19 protein-coding genes and 1 pseudogene are annotated in these 23338 nt (G+C 69.0%); 10 read left to right on the top strand and 10 right to left on the bottom strand.

Annotation, left to right across the window (positions count from 1 at the left end):
* Positions 1-10: 10 nt before the first annotated feature.
* Complete coding sequence (locus AC1DW0_RS09740) at positions 11-388, bottom strand: YciI family protein (protein WP_457324161.1); 378 nt, start codon at positions 386-388, stop codon at positions 11-13.
* A gap of 178 nt (positions 389-566) precedes the next feature.
* Between AC1DW0_RS09740 and AC1DW0_RS09745 the strand changes: the two genes are divergently transcribed.
* The 3 genes from AC1DW0_RS09745 to AC1DW0_RS09755 all read left to right on the top strand — a co-directional run bounded on the left by AC1DW0_RS09745 (position 567) and on the right by AC1DW0_RS09755 (position 2896).
* Entirely contained in the window at positions 567-1583 is a 1017-nt protein-coding gene (locus tag AC1DW0_RS09745; RefSeq protein WP_457442638.1) for a LacI family DNA-binding transcriptional regulator, read from the top strand.
* A gap of 104 nt (positions 1584-1687) precedes the next feature.
* Positions 1688-2005, top strand: a complete 318-nt coding sequence (locus tag AC1DW0_RS09750; RefSeq protein ID WP_457352391.1) for a plasmid stabilization protein — start codon at positions 1688-1690, stop codon at positions 2003-2005.
* Between the two features lie 75 nt (positions 2006-2080).
* Complete coding sequence (locus AC1DW0_RS09755) at positions 2081-2896, top strand: CPBP family intramembrane glutamic endopeptidase (RefSeq protein ID WP_457352389.1); 816 nt, start codon at positions 2081-2083, stop codon at positions 2894-2896.
* Here the strand turns inward: AC1DW0_RS09755 and AC1DW0_RS09760 are convergent.
* From AC1DW0_RS09760 to AC1DW0_RS09790, 7 genes are all read right to left on the bottom strand, one after another.
* On the bottom strand, positions 2884-4842 hold the full coding sequence (locus tag AC1DW0_RS09760) for a sialate O-acetylesterase (protein ID WP_457352388.1): 1959 nt from the start codon (positions 4840-4842) through the stop codon (positions 2884-2886). The genes AC1DW0_RS09755 and AC1DW0_RS09760 overlap by 13 nt on opposite strands.
* Before the next feature lie 15 nt (positions 4843-4857).
* Entirely contained in the window at positions 4858-6714 is a 1857-nt protein-coding gene (locus tag AC1DW0_RS09765) for a glycoside hydrolase (protein WP_457352386.1), read from the bottom strand.
* 94 nt (positions 6715-6808) lie between these two features.
* Positions 6809-8272 carry a xylulokinase gene (xylB, locus tag AC1DW0_RS09770; RefSeq protein ID WP_457352384.1) on the bottom strand — a complete coding sequence of 488 codons (1464 nt, stop codon included), beginning with the start codon at positions 8270-8272 and terminating at the stop codon, positions 6809-6811.
* Between the two features lie 138 nt (positions 8273-8410).
* Positions 8411-9727 (bottom strand): xylose isomerase, encoded by a 1317-nt coding sequence (xylA, locus tag AC1DW0_RS09775; RefSeq protein WP_457352382.1) that lies wholly within the window; start codon positions 9725-9727, stop codon positions 8411-8413.
* 43 nt (positions 9728-9770) lie between these two features.
* On the bottom strand, positions 9771-11324 hold the full coding sequence (locus tag AC1DW0_RS09780) for an MFS transporter (RefSeq protein WP_457352380.1): 1554 nt from the start codon (positions 11322-11324) through the stop codon (positions 9771-9773).
* Between the two features lie 35 nt (positions 11325-11359).
* Positions 11360-13015: a glycoside hydrolase family 43 protein gene (locus AC1DW0_RS09785; protein ID WP_477945628.1), complete on the bottom strand. Its 1656-nt coding sequence runs from the start codon at positions 13013-13015 to the stop codon at positions 11360-11362.
* Between the two features lie 18 nt (positions 13016-13033).
* Complete coding sequence (locus tag AC1DW0_RS09790; RefSeq protein WP_457352378.1) at positions 13034-14230, bottom strand: ROK family protein; 1197 nt, start codon at positions 14228-14230, stop codon at positions 13034-13036.
* Between the two features lie 374 nt (positions 14231-14604).
* Here AC1DW0_RS09790 and AC1DW0_RS09795 point away from each other — a divergent pair, with 374 nt between their 5' ends.
* The 4 genes from AC1DW0_RS09795 to AC1DW0_RS09810 all read left to right on the top strand — a co-directional run bounded on the left by AC1DW0_RS09795 (position 14605) and on the right by AC1DW0_RS09810 (position 19747).
* A complete protein-coding gene (locus AC1DW0_RS09795; RefSeq protein ID WP_477945630.1) occupies positions 14605-16728 on the top strand; it encodes an alpha-glucuronidase family glycosyl hydrolase in 2124 nt (707 codons plus the stop codon).
* 58 nt (positions 16729-16786) lie between these two features.
* Positions 16787-17869, top strand: coding sequence for a LacI family DNA-binding transcriptional regulator (locus AC1DW0_RS09800; RefSeq protein ID WP_056204784.1), 1083 nt, complete (start codon positions 16787-16789; stop codon positions 17867-17869).
* Between the two features lie 82 nt (positions 17870-17951).
* Positions 17952-18785 (top strand): NAD-dependent epimerase/dehydratase family protein, encoded by an 834-nt coding sequence (locus AC1DW0_RS09805; RefSeq protein WP_457352374.1) that lies wholly within the window; start codon positions 17952-17954, stop codon positions 18783-18785.
* On the top strand, positions 18782-19747 hold the full coding sequence (locus AC1DW0_RS09810; RefSeq protein WP_457352372.1) for an SMP-30/gluconolactonase/LRE family protein: 966 nt from the start codon (positions 18782-18784) through the stop codon (positions 19745-19747). Before AC1DW0_RS09805 ends, AC1DW0_RS09810 begins: the two co-directional genes overlap by 4 nt.
* 105 nt (positions 19748-19852) lie before the next feature.
* Here the strand turns inward: AC1DW0_RS09810 and AC1DW0_RS09815 are convergent.
* A pseudogene (locus tag AC1DW0_RS09815) lies at positions 19853-20341 on the bottom strand (FxDxF family PEP-CTERM protein); the annotation flags it as partial.
* 113 nt (positions 20342-20454) lie between these two features.
* Positions 20455-20847 carry a GFA family protein gene (locus AC1DW0_RS09820; protein ID WP_457352371.1) on the bottom strand — a complete coding sequence of 131 codons (393 nt, stop codon included), beginning with the start codon at positions 20845-20847 and terminating at the stop codon, positions 20455-20457.
* A gap of 179 nt (positions 20848-21026) precedes the next feature.
* Between AC1DW0_RS09820 and AC1DW0_RS09825 the strand changes: the two genes are divergently transcribed.
* The 3 genes from AC1DW0_RS09825 to AC1DW0_RS09835 all read left to right on the top strand — a co-directional run bounded on the left by AC1DW0_RS09825 (position 21027) and on the right by AC1DW0_RS09835 (position 23337).
* On the top strand, positions 21027-21524 hold the full coding sequence (locus tag AC1DW0_RS09825; RefSeq protein ID WP_457352369.1) for an EVE domain-containing protein: 498 nt from the start codon (positions 21027-21029) through the stop codon (positions 21522-21524).
* Positions 21525-21533: 9 nt separating this feature from the next.
* Positions 21534-22220 carry a GNAT family N-acetyltransferase gene (locus AC1DW0_RS09830; protein WP_457352367.1) on the top strand — a complete coding sequence of 229 codons (687 nt, stop codon included), beginning with the start codon at positions 21534-21536 and terminating at the stop codon, positions 22218-22220.
* 97 nt (positions 22221-22317) lie between these two features.
* Positions 22318-23337: a hypothetical protein gene (locus AC1DW0_RS09835; RefSeq protein ID WP_457352366.1), complete on the top strand. Its 1020-nt coding sequence runs from the start codon at positions 22318-22320 to the stop codon at positions 23335-23337.
* Position 23338 lies beyond the last annotated feature (1 nt).

Genomic DNA, 23338 nt, shown 5'->3' on the forward strand with positions numbered 1-23338 from the left:
GGTCCTTTCTTCAGGAAACTGAATGGGTGCAGCCCTCTCCGGGGCCGTCGATCTGGCGCAGTTCGCACACGAGGTCCCAGCCGGTGCCATGCAGGCGCAGGAAGCGCTGGGTCAGCTCGAACGCCTCGGCACGGGAGGGCGCCTCGAAGATGGCGTAGCCGGCGATGACCTCCTTGGTCTCGGTGAAGGGGCCGTCCACCACCGAGAGCTGGCCGTCGCGGTGCAGGCGCACGCGCACGCCTTCCGAGGAGGGCCGCAGCCCGGCGGTGCTGACCAGCTGCCCCGAGCGGGTCAGCTCGTCGATCAGCTGGCCCATGTCGGCCATCAACTGCTCGGTGGGGCCTTGGCCGGTAGTTTCGTCGGCGCGGATCATCGAAAGGAATCGCATGGTCGGGTCTCCAGGAGTCACGGCGCGGCGGAACGATTCCACCGTCTCACCCCACGACGAACGACGGCCCGTGAAATCGACAAGCGATCTGGCCCGACCTCTGCGCTTGCTCAATTGCAGATGTTGATGCACGATTGCACACCGGTTGACAACGCTGTCATTTCTGTCTGATGGTTCGATGAAAAGTCACTCCCCCTCTTCCCATGCCGCCACCCTGCGCATGGTGGCCGACGCCTCCGGCGTGTCGACGACGACGGCCTCGCGCGTGATCAACAACGCGCCGCATGTGCGCCCCGAAAAGCGCGACGCCGTGCTCGCGGCCATCGCGCGGCTGGGCTTCGTGCCCAACACGATCGCGCGGGCGCTGGCCGATGGGCGCTCCCGCACCATCGGCATCGTCGTGCAGCACTTCGAGAGCCCCTGCTATGCCTGGACGCTGCGCGGCGTCGAGGAGGCGTTGTCCAAGGCTGGCTATGGCCTCGTCGTCGCCAGCGGGCATTGGGACCGGCGCGAAGAGGAGCGCTGCGTGCAGTCGCTGAAGGCACGCCGCGTGGACGGCATCATCGTGCTGACCGGCACGCTGGACGACCGCTTCCTGACCGAGCTGGCCCTGGAGCTGCCGGTCGTGGCCACGGGCCGGGAATTGCGGGCACCGGGCCTGCACAGCCTGCACTCCAACGATTTCGAGGGCGCCCGCGCCGCCACGCGGCATCTGCTGCAGCGTGGCCACCGGCGCATCGCCCACATCACCGGCGACCCGACCCACCCGGACGCGCTGGAGCGCGAGCAGGGCTACCGGGCGGCGCTGGAGGAAGCCGGCATTGCGCTGGACCGGGCGCTAGTGCAGCGGGGCAACTACCAGGAAGCCAGCGGCGAGCGCGCCGCGGAAGACCTGCTGCGCCGCGGCATCGAGTTCTCGGCCCTCTTCGCCGCCAACGACCAGATGGCCACCGGCGCCGCCCAGGCGCTGTACCGGCACGGCCTGCGCATTCCCGAGGACGTCTCTGTCGTCGGCTTCGACGACGTGCTGGCCGCGGCCCATGCCTGCCCGCCGCGCACGACAGTCAACCTGTCGCCGGCCGAGCTGGGCCGCCGCGCGGTCGCGGCCATGCTGGACCTGCTGGCGCATCGCCGGCCCAGGGCCGTCGCGCCCGAACCCGAGTTGGTGGTGAGGTTGTCAACGCGCTTTGTCTGAAGCCATGACGCCTGCATGGCCAGCGGATGTAATTGGCACAGCGTCCTACAACACTGCGAACCTCAGCGTCGCATGGTGGGAGCTTTCCACTCCCGGAGACCGCCATGCCCCGAGGTGACAAATCGTCGTACACCGACAAGCAGAAACGCCAGGCCGAGCACATCGAAAGCGGCTATGAACACCGCGGCGTGCCCAAGGAAGAAGCCGAGGCCCGCGCCTGGGCGACGGTGAACAAGGAGACCGGCGGCGGCAGGAAGTCGGGCTCCGGCCGCGGCCAGCCCGAGAACCACGAGCCCTCGCGCAAGGGTGGCCGCCTGGGTGGCAAGGCCGCGGCCAGCCGCACGGCGGCTGAGCGCTCGGCGTCGGCCAAGAAGGGCGCCGAAACCCGCAAGCGCAACGCCGCGGCACGCACGCATCATTGAGGCCGTCATCGACGGCGGTGCCGAGCAGGCGGTCAAATGGACCGCTGGGTACCGCGCGCTCCTCGACAGGCTTCAATGACCACCCTCCCATTCCCGACCGGAAGTCCCGCGCCGATGGCGCGTTCAACGTCGATTCGTCGGGCGCTGCTGTTCCTGTTGATCTGTGCGCCGATCTGGGCGGTGCCGAATCTCCTCGGTGTCGGGCATCCGATCGTGCTGGTCGCGGCCGTCGTCGCGCTGAGCCATCTTTTCCTGCGGTACGAGGGGCGCTCCCTTGCGGTGCTCGGCCTCGATGCGTCATGGCGCCGGCTGGGGCAGCTCGTCGCCGGGTTCGTGGCCGGGGCGCTGCTCATCGTGATGATCGCGCTCGTGACGCGGCTCGTGCTGCCCATCCCCTGGGCATGGAACCCGCACTTCAGCGCGGGCATGGCGGCGTGGTCGCTGCTCTGGCTGCTGTGCGGCAACGCCGTCGAGGAGCTCGTGTTCCGCGGCTACAGCTTCGAGCGGCTCATCGCCGGATGGGGCCACTGGCAGGCGCAGCTCTTCACCGCGCTGCTGTTCGCGGTGTTCCACGTCGTCAACGGCTGGCCCTGGCAGGTGGCGCTGCTGGGCACCACGGTGGGCTCGCTGTTGTTCGGGCTGGTGTTCGTGCGCTGGCGCAGCGTTCCCGCGGCGGCGGGCGTGCACGCCGCGGTGAACTGGACGCGGGACCTGCTGCTGACTGATCCGCCGACCGTGAAGACGCTGCTGGCACCGCTCTCGCCACGGCCATGGACGGCGGGCGAGCAGCTGAGCACGATGCTGCTGATGGACGGTGCCTTCCTGCTCGTGTGCATCGCGCTTGCGATCTCGATCAGGCGCCGACGGCTCTCCGCTGCTCAGTCGGGGTAGCGCCGGCCTTGCGTCTCCAGCGCCCAGCTGTCGCTGCGCCAAGGCGCCATCGGCAGCCCGTCGCCGCCGATCAGATTGGCCTCGCTGGGGTTGTCGACCCAGGCGTAGCGCGCCGCCACCGGTGCGGCCACGGCCGGGCTGCTCAACACGATGACGTCGGCGCCCTCCAGCCGCGCCTGGGCCGGTTGCCAGCGCTGGTCGGCGCCCGCCAGCAGGAAGCCGCGCAAGGCTTCGCCGGCCCGGGCCGTGCGCAGGCCGCCGGCGGTCTGCGCAAAACGCAGCCGCAGCTCGTTGCCGTGCACCTCGGTGCCGGCCAGGCGTGGCCCCGTGGCGGGTGACTGGCGCAAGCCCAGCTCATGCATGGCCAGGGCGGCCAGGCGTTGGCCGACGCTGCGCTTGTTGCGGGGATGGATGTCGGCCGCGTCGCCGATGTCGATGGCGACCGCCATGCCGGTGTGCGGCAGGGCCAAAGCGGCGGCCTGGGCCTCGCGCAGTTCCGCCCAGCCGCCATGGCCGGGCCGGTTGTCTGCCAGCGGCAGGAAGGCGGCCAGCTGCACGTAGAGGAAGGGCAGCTCGGGGGCCTGGAACTGGGCGCGCCAGTCCTGGATCAACCGCTTGAAGCCGTCGGCGTAGGCGGCTGCGCGGCCGGTGTTGCTCTCGCCCTGGTACCAGAGCACGCCGCGCACGCTCAGGCCCTGCAGCGGTGCGATCAGGCCGTTGTGGGCCAGCGTGGGTGCGTCGTTGGCCGTGGGCCCGGTGTTGGCGCTGGCCTGCTCGACACGCGCCCGCCAGGCGCCGGCCAGCGGCAGGCTGCCGGCCGCCGTGTCCAGCCGCAAGGCCGCCGCGTCGCCGTGGAAGCCTCCGCCGCCGCCGGTGTCGGTGATGCGCACGGCGATCCAGTTGGCGCCGGCCCGCAACAGGCCCGGCGCCAGCTCGTAGCGGCGCGGCTGGTCGTAGCCGCACTGGCCGCCAACGCGCTGGCCGTTGACCCAGACCTCGTCGCAGTCGTCGACCTTGGCGAGGTGCAGCTGCGCGGCGCCGGCCGCCTGCGTGGCGCTGAGCTCGATGCGCCGGCGCATCCAGACGATGCCGTCCAGGTCGGGCAGGCCTTGCGATTCCCAGACCTGCGGCGCCTGCAGCGTCGGCCAGGCGGTGTCGATGTCGGCGGCGGCCGACCATCCGCTGGCATCCACGCCCTGCCAGGGCAGGCCCGGCTGCCAGGCCGCGACCGCGGCCTCGATGCGCTCACGGCGCGCGCGGGCGAAGGCTTTCTCGTCGGCCGGCAGGGCCTTGACTGCCGGCGCCAGGTCCGGGTCGCGCAGGGCCGCTTCGCGGCGCACCCAGGTCTCGAGATGGGAGCCGCCCCAGGCGGTGTTGATGAGGCCGATGGGCACGCCCTGCACGGCCTGCATCTGGCGCGCAAAGTGGTAGCCGACGGCGCTGAACTCGCCCACGGCGCCGGGCTGGGCCACCTGCCAGGCGGCGGGCGCGATGTCGGCTTGCGGCTGCAGGCTGGCGCGCAACGGCACGCGCAACTGGCGCAGCTGCGGGTTCTGCGGCGACGCGACCTCCTGCGGCCCGGTGTCGGTGGTCGCCAGCGGCCACTCCATGTTGGACTGGCCGGACAGCAGCCAGACATCGCCGATCAGCACGTCGCGCAGCTCCACCGTCTGGTCGCCCTGCACGCGCAGGCGGTGCGGGCCGCCGGCGGGCAGGGGAGGCAGCTGCACACGCCAACGGCCGTCGGCGGCGACTTGCGTGCGGGCCTGGTGCCCGGCCAACTCGACGGTCAGCGTCTGGCCGGGCGTGGCCTGGCCCCACAGGCGCAGCGGGCGCTCGCGCTGCAGCACCATGTGCTCGCCGAACACGGGGGCCAGGCGCACCTCGGCCTGAGCGGTGGCGGCCAGTACGGCCAGCAGGGCAGGCAGCAGGACAGTCTTCTTCATCGGGGTGTCTCGTTCTTATGGGGTGACCAGGGTGGTGAGGCTTTTGGCCGGCAGCGTCAGGCTCAGGCGCCCGGCCGTGGCGGACAAGGCCGCCTGCCGCTCGAAACGGGCGGTGGCGGTCGTGACATAGGGCGTCCAGCTGCTGTCCGCGCGGCCGGCCAGGGCCAGGTCCAGGGTTTGCGGCTGGCTGCCGTCGTTGATCAGCACCAGTACGGCGCGCGGGCTGGCGGCGCCGGCCGGCGAGGCGTAGGCCGACAGCCTCACGCCCGGCAGCGGCTGGGCGGTGGCCTCGACGCGCTGCAGCCCGGGGCGGACGAAGTAGGCGTAGTGCTTGAGCCCCAGGCCAAAGTGGTTGGGCCGGTTGGCGGCGTCGATGAGGCCGGTGGGCTGGGCGTCGTTGGCGTTCACCAGCCACCAGTGCACGTAGGCGTTGTACTGGCCGAGGGTGAAGCCCTCGTGCACCTCGCGCGCGATGGCCAGGGCGTCGTCGATGCCGGTGGCCCAGGCCGTGGCCGTGCCGGACTTGTTGACCGAATCCAGGAAGTGCTCGGTCATCCACACCGGCCGGCCCTGTGCGCCCTCGGCCGCCTGCGGCACGCCGCCGTAGAGATGGCCGCCGAGGACGCCGATGCGCGCGGCCACGGCGGGGTCGGCCAGCAGGGCCTCGGTGGTGGCGGGGGAAAAGTTCAGCGACTCGGGCGCCATCAGCAGCGTCTTCGTGCCGGCCACGGCCGCCGCGCCGTGGTTGGCGATCCAGGCCTTGAGCTCGTCGGCATTCCACAGGCAGGACTCGTAGTCGGCCGGGTCCCAGTCGGGTTCGTTCTGCGGCGACACCGCGTAGAGGTTCACGCCGCGGCTCGTGGCGTAGCGCAGGTAAGCGTTCAGGTACTCGGCATAGGCGGCGTAGGCGGCCGGGTCCAGCCGCCCGCTCCACAGTGGGTCGCGCCGCTCGGGATTGGCGAGCTTCATCGAGGCGGGCGGCGTCCAGGCCGAGGCGAACACCAAAGCCCCGCGCGCCTGTGCGGCGACGGCATTGCCCATCTCGGCGCTCCAGGCGCCGGTGTCGGCGGTCCGGGCGGTGGCGTCCCAGGCCGCGGGGGCGATGCGCAGGCGCAGGATGCTCAGGCCGAGGGCGTCATCGCCCTGGGTGCCGAACAGCACGTCCGCGCGGGCGGTGGCCATGGGCGTGTAGTACCAGGCCGCCGAGCCGCCGAAGCCCTGGATGGTCTGGCGTGGCGCGCCGAAATCCACGCTGGCCATGGCTGCCGCGGGCTTGACGCTCAGCAGGGTCTGCACCCAGCCCGGCTCATAGTGGGCGCTGTCCTGCGGCAGGAAACGGGCGCGCAGCACGGCGCTGCCGGGCGTGGCGCTGGCCTGGCTCAGCGGCCGGCCGTCCAGCAGGCTGAATGAGGCCGGGTCGGCCGTGCCTTGCACGCCGTAGAGGGCGCGGGGTGCGCTGCCCAGGGCCGCGGCCGTCACGGCGGCGCCCTGCACGACGACGGCCCCGGGTGCATCCCAGCGCAGCGCCGGTCGGGCCTTGTCGACCCGCAGCGGGCGGCTGAGCGTGACGCTGCGGTAGCGGGTCGCGTCCTGGGGCGTGAAGACCAGGCTCAGCGTCTGGCTGCCCACCTCGGGCTGGCTGCCGGTGGCCGGCGTGTAGGCATAGCTGCCCGCCACGCTGGCCTTGGCGTTGAGCTGGGCGGCGCTGAGCGTGGTGCCCCAGGTGATGGCGGCCGGTGCGGGCCAGCTCAGCTCGGGCGTCAGCAGGGCCGGCGTGCTGGCCGGGGGCTGTTCGGCGGCACCGCCTCCACCGCCGCCGCATCCGGCGAGCAAGGCGAGGAGCAGGGCGGCGAAGGCGGTGGTGGGGCGCATGCGCAGGACTTGGTGCTGATGAGAGCAGATCAGTTGTCTGAGCGCTTCAGTGTCGGCGATGCATGGCGCGAAGCCGCCCGCCTGGCAGTGACGCTCAGCTGAACTCGGCCCGCAGCGCGCCATACAGGCGCTGGAAGCGCTCAAAACGCGGGTGCAGTTCGGCGGCCAGCGCGGCATCGGGCTCGGCCACGCGGGCGATCTCGGGCGTGCGGCAGACCTCGTCGACGCTGCCGCCACAGGCCAGCCAAGCCAGGCGCGCCGCGCCGAGCGCGCCGCCGGCTTCGGCACCCACGCCATTGACGAGGCGGATGTTCAGCAGCGAGGCGAGCAACTTCGCCCACCACTCGCTGCGCGCGCCGCCGCCCACCAGCCACAGCGACTCGGCCGTGCCACCGCCGGCCTGCAAGGCCTGCCAGCCGTCCAGCAGGCCAAAGCCCACGCCTTCGAGCACCGCGTAGCCGAGGGCCGCGGCATCGTGCTCATGCGCGAGGCCGAAGAACACGCCCTGCGCATTCGCGTTGTTGTGCGGTGTGCGCTCGCCGCTCAGATAAGGCAGGAAGAGGGGCGCGCGTTCACGCTGGGCCGGTGTGAGCTGGGCGACCTTGGCGATCAGTTCGGCCTCGCTCGATTCCTTGAGCAGCAGCGTCACCCAGCGCAGCGCACTCGCCGCGCTGAGCATGACGCTCATCTGGTGCCAGGTGTTCGGCAGCGCGTGGCAGAAGGCGTGTACGGCACGCGCCGGGTTGGGGCTGAAGGACTCGTTGCACAGGAAGATGACGCCCGAAGTGCCCAGCGAAAGGAAACCCTGGCCTGGCTTGACGACGCCCATGCCGACGGCGCTGGCCGCGTTGTCGCCACCACCGCCCGCAATCGGGATGCCGGCGCGCAGGCCCCAGCGTTCGGCCAACTCGTGCTTCAAGCCAGCGCTCGGGTCGCTGCCTTCCACCAGCCGCGGCATGTGGCTCTCGTTCAGCCCCGTCAGCGCCAGCGCCTCGGGCGACCAGCGGCGGCGAGCGACGTCCAGCCACAGCGTGCCGGCGGCGTCACTCATCTCGCTCACAAAGGAGCCGCTCAAGCAAAGGCGCAACCAGTCCTTGGGCAGCAGCACCTTGGCCACGCGGGCGAACAGCTCGGGTTCGTGCTGGCGCATCCAGGCGAGCTTCGGCGCCGTGAAGCCCGGCATCGCCAGGTTGCCGGTGATGGCCGGCAGCTCGGGGCAGGCGGCCATCATCTCGGCGCATTGCGCGGCGCTGCGGCCGTCGTTCCACAGGATGGCCGGCCGCAGCACGCGGTCGGCGTCGTCCAGCGTGACGGCCCCATGCATCTGTCCCGACAGGCCGATGCCGCGCACCCTTGCGAGGGCGGATGCGTGGCTCTGGCCGAGTTGCGCCATGCCTTGATCGAGCGCGGCCCACCAGGCAGCGGGGTCCTGCTCGCTCCACAGCGGCTGCGGACGCTGCACGGTCAGCGCGACGCCGGTGGTCGCGACGATGTGGTGCTGCTCGTCCAGCAGCAGCAGTTTCAGCTCGGAGGTGCCGAGGTCGATGCCGAGAAACATGGGTCAGGGGTCCGATTCAATGAACACGGCCACAGAGACACAGAGGCACAGAGAAAAGCCTCTGAATTGCTCTGTGTCTCTGTGTCTCAGTGCCTCTGTGGCTTTGTTATTGGGCCGCTTTCATCAGCCAAAAATCCGTCAGACGAAGTTGTTGACGACGTTTTCCAGTCGTTCCTGGCGGCCGGAACGAGCGACCGGCGAGATGCCTTGCGCGTGAACTACGGCAGCGAGCTCGTCAAGGCTGGCGCCCGCCTGGATCTTCTGGCCCAGCTCGCCGTTCCAGCCCGCATAGCGATCGCCAACGGCCTTCTCCAGCTGACCGCTCTCGTACAGCGCCGCCGCGCTCAGGAAGGCGCGGGCCATGGTGTCCATGCCGCCGATATGGCCCTCGAGCTGGTCGGTCGGGTCGATGGACTGGCGGCGCACCTTGGCGTCGAAGTTGGTGCCGCCGGTCGTGAAGCCGCCCGCGCGGATGATCTCCAGCATGGCCGGCACCAGGGCCGCGTGGTTGTTGGGGAACTGGTCGGTGTCCCAGCCCAGCTGCTCGTCGCCGCGGTTGGCGTCGATGGAGCCGAAGATGCCCAGGGCACAGGCGGTCGCGACCTCATGCTCGAAGCTGTGGCCGGCCAGCGTGGCGTGGTTCACCTCCAGATTGACCTTGACCTCGTTCTCCAGGCCATAGGTCTTCAGGAAGCCGTAGACCGTGGCACTGTCGTAGTCGTACTGGTGCTTGGTGGGCTCCTGCGGCTTGGGCTCGATGAGGATGGCGCCCTTGAAGCCGATCTTGTGCTTGTGCTCGACGACAGCGCTGAGGAAGCGGCCGTACTGGGCCAGCTCGCGCTTGAGGTCGGTGTTCAGCAGGGTCTCGTAGCCTTCACGGCCGCCCCACAGCACATAGTTCTGACCGCCCAGGCGATTCGTCCACTCGAGCACGTGCTTCACTTGCGCTGCGGCGTAAGCGAAGACCTCGGGGTCGGGGTTGGTGGCCGCGCCGCTCATGAAGCGCGGGTTGGAAAACAGGTTGGCCGTGCCCCAGAGCAGGCCGATCTTCTGGTCCTGCATCTTCTTGGCGGCGGCTTCGAGCAGGCCGTCGAGGATGCGGTTGGACTCAGCCAGCGTCGCGCCTTCGGGGGCCACGTCGCGGTCATGGAAGCACCAGTAGGGCAGGCCGAGCTTGCCGAAGAGGTCGAAGGCGGCATCCAGCTTGATCTTGGCGGCCGCGACGGCGTCAGCCTCGGCGAACCAGTTGCGCTGGTGGGCGGTGGCTCCCAGGCCGAAGATGTCCTCGCCCTTCCAGCAGAAGTTGTGCCAGTAGCAGACGGCCGGTCGCAGGTGCTCGGCCAGCGTCTTGCCCATCACGACGCGCTTGGCGTCATACCAGTGGTAGGCCAGCGGGTTGGTGGACTGGGGGCCTTCGTAGGGGACGGTGGGGAGGTCGGAATAGGCGGTGCTCATGGCGGGTCCTTACTGCGGGATCAGGGAAGGGTGGTGAAAGAGGTCAGGCGGTGGCCGGTACGGCATTGGCCGGGCCGTCGTCATCAGGGCCGGCGCCGGCCTTCTGGCGGCGCTGGGCCAGCTCGTCGGCCATCGTCAGCGTGGTCTGCTTGGTCAGCTTGTTGGCGAGCATGCAGACTGTGCAGGCCGCAAACAGCAGGCCGACAAAGATGCTGGACATGAAGCGGTAGCCCTCAATGGCATTGGGCGCCGCAGCTTGCTGGGTGTCGTAGCCGAAGAAGCCGGCCAGGATCCACAGCAGGGCCGCCGAACCGATGGCCAGGCCTGCCTTCAGCGAGAAGCCGATGGTGGCGAAGACCATGCCGGTGAAGCGCCGGCCGGTCTGCCACTCTGAGTAGTCCGCCGCGTCGGCATACATGGCCCACATGACGGCGCAGGTCGGCGCATAGACGACGGAGCCCAGGAAGGCCAGGCCCACCATGCCCCAGGTAGCGGTGGGCGGCAGCAGGTAGAGGGCGGAGGCAGTCAGCGTCGACAGCGCGAAGCAGGTGATGGCGACCGTGCGTTTGCCGAAGCGCGCGGACAGGCCCACCGACAGCATGATGACGACGATGGTGGTGCCTGTGCCCACCATGTTGACGATGCTGTTGAACACGTCGGCCGTGTTGGACTGGGCCAGGCCGTCGCGCGTGCCGTGCACGATGTAGCCCAGGCTGTCGGCCAGGCTGCCAGTGCCTGCCGCGTCGGGCGTCGTCAGGCCCAGGGCTGCAACGAAGTCGAACATGGCGGCCTTGTCGGCGTAGTGGTGGTAGTAGTTGTAGTGGGCGCCGCCGCGCAGCGCCAGCAGCGCAAAGTGGAAGAGCGTGTAGGCCACCAGCGCGATCCACGGGCCGTTCTTCAGCAGGTCGCTGAAATCCTGCCTGGGCGAGGACTTGGCCTGCGCGATGGGCTTGATGCGCTCCTTGGTCGTGAAGAAGGTGACCATGAAGAGCAGCAGGCAGGCCGCGGCCCAGATCGTCATCGTGACCTGCCAGCCGTGGGCGCGGTCGGCGCCTTGCGCGAACTTGGCCACCAGCGGCAGCGTGAAGCCGCCGACGACGAACTGCGCGACGTTGACCGACACGAAGCGGTAGGAGTTGAGCTTGGTGCGCTCGTTGAGGTCCGCCGTCATGACGCCGCCCAGGGCCGAGTAGGGCATGTTGTTCATCGAGTACAGCGTCATCAGCAGCGTGTTGGTGATGCCCGCATAGGCCACCACCATGCCGGTGCTCCAGCCCCAGGCCGGGTCGGGTGACGTGTAGGCCAGCACCATGACGACGGCCCAGGGCACCGAGGTCCACAGCACCCAGGGGCGGAACTTGCCCCAGCGCGTCTCGGTGCGGTCGGCCAGCACGCCCATGACGGGGTCGAAGATGGCATCCCACAGCCGCGGCCACAGCAGGATGGCGGCCGCCGTGCTCGCACTCAACCCGAACACGTCGGTGTAGAAGTTGAGCTGGAACAGGATCATGGACATGAAGACCAGGTTCGCAGCCGCGTCGCCGCAGCTGTAACCGGCCTTCTCCATGAAGGACAAGGGCTGGTGGGTGGTGGCCATGGGGTGTCTCGTGTCGTTTTAAGAGAGGCGCGGTCTCAGGGCCGTGCTTCGTAAGAAAGGTAGTCGAAGTCCGCGGCAAGGCGCTGGCCCGACAGGTCCTGGCAGGCAATGCCGATGAAGTTGCCGGTGAAGCCGAAGCTGCGCGCGTAGCCATCGACGAAGCGCGTCACGGCTTCGTCGCTGAGCATGGCGGTGTCGAGCGCCGGGCCGACGTCCTGCCAGGCACCGCCCGCTTGATTGGCTTGAGCGAACTGGAACTGGTAGCGGTCGTGGCGGAACTCGACGGCCAGGTCGACCGGGCCCTCCGCCAGCACGACCGGCGTGGCCGGCTCGCTCAGCGCCGAGTCGCGGTTGACGGTCAGGCGCAGCACGCGCCGGCCGGAATCGACATCGCGGCTGACGTGCAGATAGGCGTGGTTGCCAGTGTTGTAGTAGGCCACCAGGCCGGCCATCTGCTGGAATAGCTCGGGTGCAAATTCCAGGCGCGTCTCGATGCGGCAGTTGAAATGCTGCTGGCGGCGCGCGACGAGGCTCTGGTCGAACAGGCTCATCAGCGACTCGCGGCCCTTCAGGCGCAACCAGCCGGGGCGCTCGGTCAGCGAGATCCAGCTTTCGTCAAAGGGCACGCGCAGCGAGTTCAGGTGGTGGTTGAGCGTGACGCCGTCGAAATCGTCGCGCGCCGGCTCGGCCGGGAAGACATGCTCGGGAAGGCCCGGCCCGGCCACCTGCAAGTGCGGCGCATTGCCGCCGCCTTCGATCTCCGGCCAGTCGTCATCGCGCCAGTGGATGCGCTGGATGCCGGTCTCGCGGCCCAGCGGGCAGTGCAGGCCGACGTACTCGCCGTTCTGCCTGTCCGCGTTGGGGCCACTCCATTCCAGCGGGCGACCACAGAGGTGGGCGAGGTACCAATCGCCATGGGCCGTCTGCACGAGGCTGGCGTGGCCGCTGCGCTGCAGGCCGTCGGTGCGCTGCTGCCAGGCCGTCAGCAGCGGGTTGCCAGGCAGCGTCTCGTAGGGGCCGTCGATGTTGCGTGAGCGGGCCAGCGTGACGGCATGCTCGTAGAAGGTGCCGCCCTCGGCCGTCAGCAGGTAGTACCAGCCGTTGCGGCGGTAGAGGTGGGGCCCTTCGACCACGCCCAGCGGCGTGCCGGCATAGATGTTCTTCACCGGGCCGACCAGGCGCCTGGCCTCGTGGTCGTACTCCTGCAGCAGGATGCCGTTGAAGTGGTGCTTGCCGGGCTGGTGGATCCATTGCTGGTTCAGCAGCCACTGGCGGCCATCGTCGTCATGGAAGAGGCTGGGGTCGAAGCCGGAGCTGTTCAGGTAGATGGGCTCGCTCCACGGGCCGTCGATGCTGGGCGCGGTGATCAGGTAGTTGTGGGTGTCCTTGAATGCGCCGAAGGTGGAGCGCACGTCGGTGTAGATGAGCCAGAACTGGCCACCCGAGTAACTCAGGCAGGGCGCCCAGACGCCGGCCGAGTCGGGGTGGCCGAGCAGGTCGAGCTGGCTCTTGCGCGTGACGGCGTAGCTGTGGTGGCGCCAGTTTTGTAGGTCGCGCGAATGGTGGATGCGCACCCCGGGCCACCACTCGAAGGTGGAGGTGGCGATGTAGTAGTCGTCACCGCCATCACTTGGAACGCGGCAGATCGAGGGGTCGGCGTGAAAGCCCGGCAGGATGGGGTTGGTGATCATGTGTCGGTGCAGAGAGAGTCAGGCGGCCGCAGCCAGGCGGCTGGCGGCGATCAGGGGGCGGGTGAGACGGTAGCGGGCCAGGGCCGCGGCACCGACGGCGACGGCATCGACGCCGAAGCGCGACAGGGTGACCAGGGGCGGCGCCACGCCGGCGGCGCTGGCATAGGCTTCCAGCGTGCGGAAGGCGTGCTCGAGAAAGGGGGCGCCGATCTCGACGGCGGGGCCGCCGAGCACGATGCGACCGGGGTCGTAGGCGGCGCAGAGATTACCCAGCAGCATGCCCAGATAGCTGCCGGCGCGGGCGACGGCTTCGATGCTGTCGGGCTGCCTGGCGCTCAGCCGGCGCTGGATCCCGGCCAGGCCACCGCCTTCTTCGCCGGCGGGCAGCATGGTCCGAAAGCCGATCATGGCTTCGGCGCAGCCGCGGCGGCCGCAGCTGCAGCGCGGGCCGTCGATCTCCAGCGTCGTGTGGCCGACCTCCCCAGCCAGGCCGTGAGCGCCGGTCAGCAGCCGGTCCTCGACGATGATGCCGGCGCCCACGCCCAGGCCCAGGCTCAGGTAGATCAGCGGGTCGCGGCCGTCGGCGCCGAACTCCAGCTCGCCCAGGGCCGCAGCATCGGCGTCGTTCTGCACGAACAGCGGCACGCCTTGCAGCGGCGTGTTGCGCAGATGCTCGACCAGCAGCCGGCCGACGGGCAGGTCGCGCCAGCCGAGGTTGTGGGCGAAATGCAGATGGCCGCGTTGCTCGTCCACGCCGCCGGGCAGCCCGATGCCGATGCCGATGACCCGCTGAGCCGGCGTGTCCAGGCGCGCGTACACCTGCGTCAGCAGCCGGGCGGCGCGCATCAGCGCGAGAGGAGCGTCCCGTCCGGCGTCCAGCGGCGCGCGCGCACGGGCCAGCACGTCGCCGGTCAGCGAGGTGGCGACGACCTGCACGCCCTCCACGCCCAGCTCGGCGCCCAGCAGCACCAGCCGTCCGGGGTCGACGAAGAGGGGCGTCGGCCGGCGGCCCAGCTCGCCGGTCGCGACGACCTCGCGCTCCAGCAGCCAGCCCTCGTGGATCAGCTCCTTCACCAGCCCGCTGACGGTGGATTTGGTCAGCTGTAGCGACTCGGCCAGCGCCGCACGCGACTGCCCGGGCCACGCGCTCAGCTGCCGCACGACGGCCATGCGGTTGAGGTCTTTGAGCAGGTGCTGATCGGCGGTGAACTGCATGCGGGCCCTAGATGGTTTACAGCCCGTCGGCCGCGAAGGGCCGCTGCAGGGTGGGGACGTAGTTGACGGTGGGCGCTACAAAAGGCCGCGCGCGCATAGCCCAGCGCTGCCGGCCCGGCGGCGTGGCGACAGCCCCGACCATCACGCGGCTTTCGGCGCATCTCCCCGAAGCGCGAGGGCGTCGGGGCAGGTGGCGGGAGCCGGTAGGGCGGGATGAGAATTCAATGCGGTCTCCGTCTTGAGCGGCGTCCTTCCGACACCGCTTGCTATGGACTCAAATGTAGCGCTACCATTTTGCATTGCGCAAGCGAGAAATCTCTAACATTCCCGCGATTCCGGGGTTGCGACCCCGGTCGGCCCATACAGGAGACCTGATGAAGACATGGGCCCGAGGCCTGGCCGGCTTGCTGCTGGCGGCCGCGCTGCAACCCGCATGGAGTGCGGTGGAGGATGGCTTCGAACTGTGGCAGCGCTACCGCGCATTGCCAGCCGTGACTCAAAGCGAGGTGCTGACGCGGGCCCGCAGCATCCTCCCTGCCGAGCCGATGTCACCAACGCTGCAGGCCGCCGTTGCGGAATTGAAGCGCGGCGTGGCGGGCCTGACGGGGCGGGAGCCGGCCGTGTCGGCCCAGCTGGCGGACGGTGCTCTGCTGCTGGTCACGCCGGCCAGCGCGCCGGCCGGGCTGAACCTGCCCTGGGCCGAGCTGGGCCGCGAGGGCTATCTGCTGCGCAGCCTGAAGCTCCAAGGCCGGGCCGTGACCTTGATCGCGGCCAACGCCGACATGGGCCTGCTCTACGGCAGCTTTGCCTGGCTGCGCGCGGCGCAGACGGGCGCCGACCTGGGCAAGCTGGACCTGCGTTCCGCGCCCAAGCTCGGCTTGCGCCTGCTCAACCACTGGGACAGCCTGGACCGCACGGTCGAGCGCGGCTATGCGGGCGCGTCGATCTGGGACTGGTGGAAGCTGCCCGACATCCTCGATGCGCGCTACGTCGACTACGCCCGCGCGAATGCGTCGCTGGGCATCAACGGCACGGTGCTGAACAACGTCAATGCCAAGGCCGATTCCTTGACCGCGCCCTTCCTCGCCAAAGCGGCGGCGCTGGCCGATGTGTTCAGGCCGTATGGCATCCGCGTCTACCTGTCGGCACGCTTCTCGGCGCCCGTCGAACTGGGCGGGCTGAAGACTGCAGACCCGCTGGACCCGGCCGTGCGCGCCTGGTGGCAGGCCAAGACCGACGAGATCTACCGGCGCATCCCCGACTTCGGTGGTTTTCTCGTCAAGGCCAATTCCGAGGGTCAGCCGGGGCCGCAGGACTATGGCCGCCACCATGCCGACGGCGCCAACATGCTGGCCGAGGCATTGGCGCCGCACGGCGGCATCGTCATGTGGCGGGCTTTCGTCTACGCGCCGGACGCGGGTGACCGCGCGAAGCAGGGCTATGCGGAGTTTCAGCCGCTGGACGGCCGCTTTGCGCCCAACGTCATCGTGCAGGTCAAGAACGGCGCCATCGACTTCCAGCCGCGCGAGCCCTTCCATCCGCTGTTCGGCGCCATGCCGAAGACGCCGCTGGCGCTGGAGCTGCAGATCACCAAGGAATACCTCGGCTTCTCGACGCACCTGGTCTATCTCGGCCCGCTGTTCGAGGAGGTGCTGCGCACCGACACCTTGCGGCCGTCAGGCGTGACGGTTGCCGGGCAGCTGACGGCGATGGCAGGAGTGGCCAACATCGGCACCGATCGCAACTGGTGCGGCTCCCACTTTGACTGCGCCAACTGGTATGCCTTCGGCCGGCTGGCCTGGGACGCTGACCTACGCGCGTCCGACGTCGCCCGCGAATGGGTCATGCAGACCTTCACGGCCAAGCCCGGGGCCGTCGACAGCATCGTTTCAATCATGACGGCTTCGCGCGAGGCGGTGGTCGACTACATGACGCCTCTGGGCCTGCACCATCTGATGGGCACGGGCCACCACCATGGCCCGGCGCCCTGGGTTGACAACCTGGAGCGGGCCGATTGGAACCCGGTCTACTTCCACCGCGCCGGCCGTGACGGCATCGGTTTCGACCGCTCGCCGCGCGGCAGCAACGCGACGGCCCAGTACGCGCCCGGCTGGGCCGCCCGCCTGGCACGGCCGGAGACGACGCCCGAGGAGTGGCTGCTCTGGTTCCACCACCTGCCCTGGGATTACCGGCTGGCGTCTGGCCGCACGCTGTGGGCCGAATTGGTAGCGCGCTACGACCGTGGCGTCGCGAGCGTCGTCGACATGCGCGCGCGCTGGGCCACGCTGCAAGCCGACATCGACCCCGTCCGCCATGCCGACGTCACCGCCTACCTGGCAGTGCAGGAGACCGAGGCTCGCTGGTGGCGGGATGCCTGCCTCGCCTATTTCCAGTCCGCCTCGGGGTTGCCGCTGCCGCCCGGCGTGCGGCCCCCCGAGCGCTCGCTGGACGACTACAAAGCGCTGCGCTTCAACTTCGCGCCGGGGCGCGGCGGCTGAGAGTCCCCAAGCCAAATATGATTGCGCAAACAAACCCACCACCATCCGAGGGACCCTTTTGAAGCCAACCGCTCGCTCCGGGCGCAGCCCCAAGGTCGCGACCATCGCCGATGTCGCCGCGCTGGCCGGGGTGTCGCCGATGACGGTGTCGCGGGTCATCAACGGGGAGCAGAACGTGCGCCCGGGCACGCGTGAGAAGGTGCAGGCCGCCGTCGCCGAGCTGAACTACCTGCCCAACCAGGCCGCGCGCCACCTGGCCGGGTCCGAGCCGATTCGGATCGGCATGCTCTACATCGATCCGACGGCCGGCTATCTCAATGAATTCCTCATCGGCTTGCTGAACAAGGCCAGCCTGCGCCATGTGCAGCTCGTCGTGCAGCGTTGCGAGGCCGCGCGCGAGGGTGAGGAGAAGCCGGTGGCCGAGATGATCGCCAACGGCATCGACGGCCTCATCCTGCCGCCGCCCTTCTGCGATTCCCAGCCCTTGCTGAAGCTCGTGGCCGAGACCGACACGCCGGCCGTGGTCGTGTCCAGCGGCGTGCCGCCCGAAGCCGTCTGCGCCGTCGGCATCGACGACTACCAGGCCGCCTACGAGATGACGCGGCACCTGCTGAACCTGGGCCACCACCGCATGGGCTTCATCATCGGCGACCCCTACCAGAGCAGCAGCGCCCGCCGCCTGGCCGGCTTCCATGCAGCGATGGCCGACGCCGGCCTCAACATCGAGGAGGAGGAGGTCGTCGCCCAGGGCATGTTCACCTACCGCTCGGGCCTGGACGCGGCCGAGTTCCTGCTTTCGCAGGAGCGCCGGCCGACGGCCATCTTCGCCAGTAACGACGACATGGCCGCAGCCACGGTCGCCATCGCCCATCGCATGGGCCTGGACGTGCCCAGCGACCTGACGGTCGTCGGCTTCGACGATGCGCCGCTGGCCACGACCATCTGGCCCGAACTGACCACCGTGCGCCAGCCCATCATGGAGATGGCCGGTGCCGCGGTGGACCTGCTGGTGCGTCACATCCGCGCGCGCCGCACCGGAGTGCCTCTGCCCTGCGAGCATGAGCTCATGGATTTCGCGCTGGTCCGACGCCAGTCCGACGCGGCGCCGCGGCTGCGCCCGCCCTTGCGCATCGGCGCATGAGTGAGCCGCTCGTCTAAGCCCAAAGCGGGCCGGCTTGGGAGAGGCCCGCGCTCTGCCCGCAATCCACACGCATCGCCCTGAAATGAACCCTCTCTCCGCCCCGCGCTTCAAGCGCCTGCTGCTGACCGGCGCCGCCGGCAACCTCGGCCGCGTGCTGCGGCCGCGCATGAAGCATTACTGCGACGTGCTGCGGCTGTCGGACCTCGCACCCATGGACCCCGCCGGCGAGGGCGAGGAAGTCGTGCAGGCGCCGCTCGAAGATCTGGCTGCCATGCAGTCACTGCTGAAGGATGTCGACGCCGTGCTGCACTTCGGCGGCGTGTCGATCGAGAAACCCTTCGACGTGGTGCTGCCGGCCAATATCGTCGGCGCCTACAACGTCTACGAGTCGGCCCGCCAGCGCGGCGTGAAGCGCATCATCTTCGCCAGCTCCAACCACGTGACCGGCTTCTACAGCCAGGGCGAGACGTTGACGCCAAGGGCCGCGCCGCGGCCGGACAGCTACTACGGGCTGTCCAAGGCCTTTGGCGAGGACCTGGCCCAGTTCTATTTCGACCGCCACGGCCTGGAGACGGTGTCGGTGCGCATCGGTTCCAGCTGGCCCGTGCCGACGGACCGCCGCATGCTGTCGAGCTGGCTGAGCTTTGACGACCTGGAGCGCCTCCTCGTCGCCGCACTGAGCGCGCCCGTCGTCGGCCACAGCATCATTTACGGCATGAGCGACAACCGCTCGACCTGGTGGGACAACAGCGCGTCCAACCACATCGGTTTCAAGCCCCAGGACAGCTCCGAGCCCTGGCGCGCCGAGGTCGAGGCGGCCCAGCCCTATGTCGACCCGAGCCGGCCCGAGGTGCGCTGCCAGGGCGGCCAGTTCGTCATCCACGGCCCCTTCGAGAAGGCGCCGGAAGACCAATGAAGATCCCCTTCACGCCCAACGCCCGCCGGCCCGACCCGGCCATCGAGGTGCTGGACGACGCCTTCCTGCCGCTGCGCCTCTTCCCTGCGAGCGTCGAGCAACTGGCCACCGGCCTGGCCTGGGCCGAGGGGCCGGTCTGGTTTGGCGACGGGCGCTACCTGCTCGTCTCCGACATCCCCAACAACCGCATCCTGCGCTGGGACGAGACCACCGGCGCCATCAGCGAGTTCCGCAACCCCAGCAACAACGCCAACGGCCACGTGCGCGACCGCCAGGGGCGCCTCGTCAGCTGCGAGCACCTGACGCGCCGCATCACGCGCACCGAGTACGACGGCTGCATCACGGTGCTGGCCGACCGCTATACGGCCAAGCGCTTGAACTCGCCCAACGACATCACCTGCCATCCGGGCGACGGCAGCCTGTGGTTCAGCGACCCGCTGTTCGGCATCGCCAGCGACTTCGAGGGCGAGAAGGCCGAGTCTGAATTGACGCCGGCCGTCTACCGCATCGACGGCGTGACCGGCGAGCTGACACTGCAGATCGACGACCTCAAGGGCCCGAACGGCCTGGCCTTCAGCCCTGACGGCAAGACCCTCTACGTCATCGAAAGCCGCGCCCAGCCGCATCGGTTGATCTGGGCCTATGACGTGGATGGCGTGTCCTTGAGCAACAAGCGGCTGCTGATCGACCCGGGGTGCCCGGGGGCTTTCGACGGCATGGCCGTCGATGTGCAAGGCAATCTCTGGTGTGGCTTTGGCAGTGACGGCAGCGCGGATGCTGATGCGGCGGTGCTGGACGGTGTGCGCGTCTACGGCCCCATGGGCAAGCCGCTGGCGCATATCCACCTGCCCGAGCGCTGCGCCAATCTCTGCTTCGGCGGCGCCAAGGGCAACCGCCTCTTCATGGCGAGCACGCATTCGCTCTATGCGCTGTACGTGAACACGCGCGGCGCAGTCAGTTGACGGCATGGCCGCCCCACGAAAAAAGCCCTGGCGCTTGAGGCCAGGGCTTTACGGACTTCGGGACTTCGGCGGATCACTGTCTGAGTGACCCGGAAATCAATTCAATTACAGATCGCGACGGCGGCGCGAAGCAACAAAACCCATGACGCCCAGGCCTGCTGCCAGCATGGCGTAGGTTTCAGGTTCCGGCACCGGCATCGCGGTGGCCGAAGCCGAAATCGCGTAGGCCGACGGCGCCTGGTTAGCCAACGCGAACACGTTGAAGTAATAGTTGCCGGCGCTCAGGTTCGTGAAGTGCCCGGTCGACGTGGACGTGAAGGCAAAGCCGGTGATGACGGTGTCGTCAGTGCCGCCCACGACGTGATCGGCGCCGGTGCTGACGATGCTGTAGAAGGCCGGCGACAGGCTGCCGAAGATCGTCGTCACATTGCTCTGCACGCTCGAAGCCGACGCGAGCGAGAACGTGAAAGTGTCGTTCACCAGGCTCGGCACGACAGCGACGTTGCCGCTGTTGACCGTGATTGCGCCCAGCGTGCCGGTGCCCAACACGAAGGGGGTGGCCTGAGCCGCGAGGCTGCCCAGGGACAGCACAGAGGCCAAGGCAAGAGACTTCAACATAGTTACTTACTCCCAAAGAAAGACCTGGACGAATTAGCAAGCATCGTGCCATCAGAGAAAACCCTGCTGTGGCAGTGATTTGCTTGCGGTCAGCTTTCTGGGTGTAAAGAACGCCGACACCAACGGGCCTTGTCATCGAGAAAGTAGTCCTCGCCCGGCGGCTCGATGGGCTCGCCCTCAAAGACCCCCGCGGGGAATCCATAGGCCCTTGGCAGCCGCGCGTCCGCAGTGAAGACATGCGATCCGCACGTCTTGCAGAACGAGCGCTGCAGGTTGGGCGTGGGGCAGAACACCGACAGCCCCTCAGGGTTGTTCACGACGACCTGATCGCGCGGCGCTGTGATCCACGTAGTGAATGCCGCACCGCTCAGGCGGCGGCATTCGCCGCAGTGGCAGTTGTCCGGGCGGCGCAAAGGCGATGGGACCGTGACGGAGACGGCGCCACAGTAGCAGGAGCCGCGGGCGGCGAGAGGCGGGGTCATCGGCTTCAAGGCAAGGGAAGAGCCAGGACTATGCCCGTTGCCGCGTTGCTGAACTCCGTTGCCCGCTCGCGATCGGCGTGGGCAGGACTCACCGGCTGGCGGGGTGCCTTCTGCTGACAAGCCGTTGTCGCGACGTCCCGCCATCATGGCGATTCCCAACTTGCGCACGAGGCGCTCCGATGAAAAACGCCACCCTGTGGGAGGAATCGGCACAGGCCGGCATGGCCGCGCCGCGCGGCAACTGGATTGCCGTGGCCAGCGCCACCCACGCACGCCGAGGCTGCGCGGAACGCGGCGCAGGCTATATGCAGGTGTGCCATGGCAAGGTCGCGCCGTTGCGGCGCGTGAGGCCCGGTGACCGCGTGGCCTACTACGCGCCCACGGTCACCATGGGCGGCAGCGACAAGCTGCAGGCCTTTGTGTCGCTCGGGCTGGTCAGGCCCGGCGAGCCCTACGCCTTTGACATGGGTGGCGGTTTCGTCCCCTTCCGCAAGGACGTGGACTATGTGCCCGCACGCGAAGCGCCCATCGCCCCGCTGATCGACCGCTTCGAGTTCGTGCAGGACCGCGCGCGCTGGGGCTATTCGTTCCGTTTCGGACTGTTTGCCGTCAGCGACCATGACATGAGGCTGATTGCCGATGCCATGGCCGCCGATGCAGATGCCCTTCATTTCTGAACTGCACAGATGATCCCTTCATCCATCAACTTCGAGGGTGACCGCAACGCCGGCGCGCTCGATCCCGCGGTCGCTGCTCGTGCCTGGGCCTGCGGCTGGGCGATTTCGCGACGCACGCCAGCGCCGGTCAGGCGCTCTGGCTGCTTTCAGATTTCGGTCGGAAAGCCCGGGCAGACGACTCGCTATGTTCTTCCCGCCCTTGATCGACATCTCCTGCAAGAACTTGTCACCGAGACCGGCCCCGGCAGCTGGCTGAAGATCTGCGCACCACGTGAAAGCGTGTCTCCCTTGCTCTCCCATCATTGGCAGTTTCACGAACCCGAGTTTCTGATGAGCACCAATCTCAGGGGCGGCGACGCCACCACCCCTGAGGGCTATCGCATGCAGACCGACAAGGTGGGAGAGGTCGCGTTTGCCAGGCTGATCGCAGGTTCAGGAGAAATCGCGGCCGGCGGCCAGGTGGCGATCGAGGGTCCGTTCGCCACCTTCGATCAAATCGTCACGGCCGAGGCCCACAGGAGGAAGGGGCTGGGGCGACGCATCATGACCATCTTGTCAAGCATCGCGCTCGATCTGGAGGCAAGGCAAGGCGTGTTGGTGGCCACGGAGTCGGGCGCCGCTCTGTACAAGGCGATGGGTTGGTCCCTGGTCTCGCCGGTCACGGCGGCGTCGTATCCAGCCGCGCAGGCGGGCTGACGGGTGGTGGGGATGAGCCTTTTCACCTGACCGTCTTGCGTACCAGGTTGTCCCCTTCGACGAACCGAAGGTTTCAGCCCTGCCACGAAAGACCGCCATGTGCCGACTGCTCGCCCCGCTGCTCCTTGCCACGCTCACCCTCCTGGCTGGCGTGCCGCCAGCCGCCGCGCAAACTGCTGCGCCGACGGTCTCCGTCGGCAGCGACAACGGCGCGGCCATCAAGGGTGCGCGCCGTGTCGCCATCGACCAGTTCGGGATCGAATTCGTCACCACGCTGAAGGCGAGCGGCAGCGGCGGGGGCAACAGCACCTCGGTGCAGGCCGAACTGCGCGGCGTGCCGGATGCGGCGATGCAGGCGCTGACCGACCGCGTCTACCGCGACACCGTCGAGGCGCTGACCGCTGCCGGCTTTGAGGTCGTCGGCATGGACACGGTTCGCGCGCGCCCCGAGTACGCCGAAGTCGAGGCCCGCATGGGCAAGCCGGCGCCCTACGTCATCGACGACACGGGCGCCGTCTCCAAGATCTTCGCGCCCACCGGCATGCCGGCCTTCTTCCAGACGGCGGGAGGCCGCGGCACGCTGAGCGACCGCATCACCGCGCTGGACGGTGCCAACGGTGCAAAGGCCAGCGCGGTGGCGCAGGCGCTTGACCTGCATTTCGTGCGCCTGCACTTCTTTGCGAGCTTCGGCACCGCCTCCGGCAGCAAGGGCTTCCTGGCAAATATCGCGCGTCGCTCACAGTCCTCCATCGAGGCCGGCCCGGTGCTCTACCCCAACGAGACCCAGCTGCAGATCGTGTCGCAGGAGGGGCAGCGCATCTTCCGCACGACGTCGCGCAGCGGCGTCAACGGCGCCTTCTACGTCGACCGCCTGGTTCAGGGCGCGACTGAAGGCTTCACGCTCGTCGACACCACCACCGACGAGTCGCGCAAGTCAGACAACACGAGCAACGCGCTGTCGATGGGCCTGGCGCTGCTGACCGGTGGCCGCTCGCGTGGCACCAGCAATGCGACTGCCGCGGTCACGCTCGACGAGGCCAGCTTCGAGCGGGCCTACCTGCCCATGATCGGCAGCGCGCGGGATGCGCTGGTGCAGCGGTTGAAGAGCGCCAGGTGAA

The organism is Roseateles sp. P4_D2 (assembly GCF_056401875.1).